Below are 2,509 nucleotides of genomic sequence, written 5' to 3'. Positions count from 1 at the left end.
ATAAGTGTGGTCGATGAATCAGGAAGCCTCATTGCCTTGGCATGAGGTAGCTCACAAATGTTATTAATCCGATAATAATACCCACACTAATGGCTAATATGAAAAACTCGTTTTTGTTATTTTCTTTTACATATATTATATTTTTATGATTTATTATCCTATTTTTTTCATAAAAATATGAATATACAATAAGGATAATTATAGCAAAAGATAAAAAGGTGGCAATTTTATAAATAATATTTACCGTAAAATTTGGTATATATAATAATGCTAATTGTATTATTTCGGCTATTAATAATAATATAATGCTTTTTTTTAAACTAGCTAGCTTTTTATTTATATTTATATCCACTTTACCACCCACATGCGCGTGCAAAGCTTGCTGAAAGTAATTTTATAATGTTACTTTTGATACAGGCATTTTGTTTTTTATTTATATACAATAAATATATTAAAATAAAAGTTATTGTTCCAAGGATATAAAAAATAACAATTATGTTATAATATTCTAATACAAACGAAATTATAGGAACAATTAATATATATGAAATAGCAGGCAAAAACAGTAATTTAAATTGCATGTTCTCAAGATTAATATAAGTGGATTTATCTATTTTATTCATATTTAATTCTATTTTATATTTACCGTTATTATAATATAATAAATATAATACAAATGCTATTATTCCCAATATGCCAAAATACTGATGCAGAAATAAAATTTCAACTAAACCGATTACAAACACCGTTGTCATCGGAATTGAAAATATCTTCCATTTTATTAAGTCATCCATATTACCACCCGTTACTTCCAAAGCTAAAAGCCATATCTGCAGTACTACCAATAGCTAAGCCAAATGCAAGAAGCCATAAACCCGCAGCACCACCAATATTGCCGGAACACAATAATCTCCACCAATTACGGCAATCCAAGAACCAACTAATATTAAAGTACTTAAAATACATCCCAGTTCCAGTCTATAGCTATACCTAAAGTTTTATTTATCTCCATATTACATTCCTTTTATATTTTTAATAATTACTTTTATTTAATTTTTTATTAGAGCTTCTAATAAATATTAATATTAAAACTATAAAAATTACACTATAGACTAACATTAAAGATTCTAATATAATCATAACTGTGTTTCTTGTTCTTATTGATACAATAAAATCTAAAAAACTTGCAATGAGCAGCATTATAAATGATGCCAGAAATAACTTTAACGCCTTTGGTTTTATTGCTGTTCCATCCTTTAATATGCTTTTTAACATAGCTTACCATCCTTCAAAACACGAATTGCCTATAAAATAAGCACCAATACCTAAGCCGAATAAAACACCTCCCATACCACCTAAAAACAATAGGCCTACAATAACAGGAGTGCCAACTCCAATAGTAGATATTTCAAATGCTGCTATTCCCATAAGCAACACCATTAATACAACTATTTCCGATAAGATTGTTAGAATACAATTCAACTCATTATCTATTGCTATACCTAAAGTTTTATTTATATTAATATTTTTAATATTATTATTTGTTGATTTTAACATATTATTCATTGCCAATGCTATATATGAATATTCTATTCCGAATTTATTTAATGTGTTATTATTTATATTCATATAATTCAATGATATTAATTCGATATTATTTATTAAGTTTTTTGTAGAAATGTAGAGTGGCAAATATTACAAAAATCAAAATAAACGTGAATAAAACTAACAGATATTTAAATACCATCTGATTTTTCATTATGCCATAAATTGATATTGTAATACCCAACACTGCTTCAATAAACATAAAAATTATTACTACGAATAGACTATATTTGTATATTTTATTTTTATTCATTATTTATCACCAAAATTAAAGCCATGAAGGAAACCACGGGTCCCCAAGAGGCCAATCGCAAGTATATCCCATACTTATCCAACCACCCATTACACCAATAACAGCAACAACTACAAAGAATACGGGCCAAGCCAATCCACCTGTAGCTACAACTAACGCTGTTGCTGAACCAATTAAATCTATAGCCGCAATGACCTCTAGCAATATACTTAAATCGCACATCCAACCCCAGTCTATTGCTATTCCAACTGTTTTGTTTATTTCCATATTTTTTATATTATTATTTGTTGATTTTAACATATTATTCATTGCCAATGCAATATATGAATATTCTATTCCGAATTTATTTAATGTATTGTTATTGGAATTCATATAAGTAAATGAAATTAATTCCATACTGTTTATTAAGTTTTTCATTTCATTATTATATGTTGATTTATAATCTAATGTAAATTCATTTCCCAATAATATTTTTGATGAATTTATTGGCACAATATTGGCATATAAATATGAAATATTTTCATTGTTGTTATTGTATATTATATTGCCTATTTCTACCTTATAATTTTTAAATGTATCTGTAAATGCTATTGTATATCTTATATTGGAATTATTGTAATACTGTAATTCCAATATAAGATATACAATAGC

At 26.2% G+C, this 2,509-nt stretch carries 4 protein-coding genes; all 4 read right to left on the bottom strand.

Annotated elements, in window-relative coordinates; all coding sequences use genetic code 11:
* Positions 1–28: 28 nt before the first annotated feature.
* Positions 29–352, bottom strand: coding sequence for a hypothetical protein (locus AOG54_RS02570; protein WP_055032368.1), 324 nt, complete (start codon positions 350–352; stop codon positions 29–31).
* A 680-nt stretch (positions 353–1,032) separates the two neighbouring features.
* Complete coding sequence (locus tag AOG54_RS02560) at positions 1,033–1,275, bottom strand: hypothetical protein (RefSeq protein ID WP_048101009.1); 243 nt, start codon at positions 1,273–1,275, stop codon at positions 1,033–1,035.
* Positions 1,276–1,278: 3 nt separating this feature from the next.
* The gene (locus tag AOG54_RS02555) at positions 1,279–1,629 is read right to left on the bottom strand and encodes a hypothetical protein (RefSeq protein WP_048101008.1); all 351 of its coding nucleotides are present in this window, start codon (positions 1,627–1,629) and stop codon (positions 1,279–1,281) included.
* Positions 1,630–1,873: 244 nt separating this feature from the next.
* Positions 1,874–2,509: hypothetical protein (locus tag AOG54_RS09825; protein WP_201779309.1), on the bottom strand; the 636-nt coding region annotated here is incomplete at its 5' end.

The organism is Acidiplasma aeolicum (genome assembly GCF_001402945.1).
Lineage (GTDB): Archaea > Thermoplasmatota > Thermoplasmata > Thermoplasmatales > Thermoplasmataceae > Acidiplasma > Acidiplasma aeolicum.
Note: the sequence above shows the minus strand (reverse complement) of the source record. Positions and strands in the feature narration are given on the sequence as shown.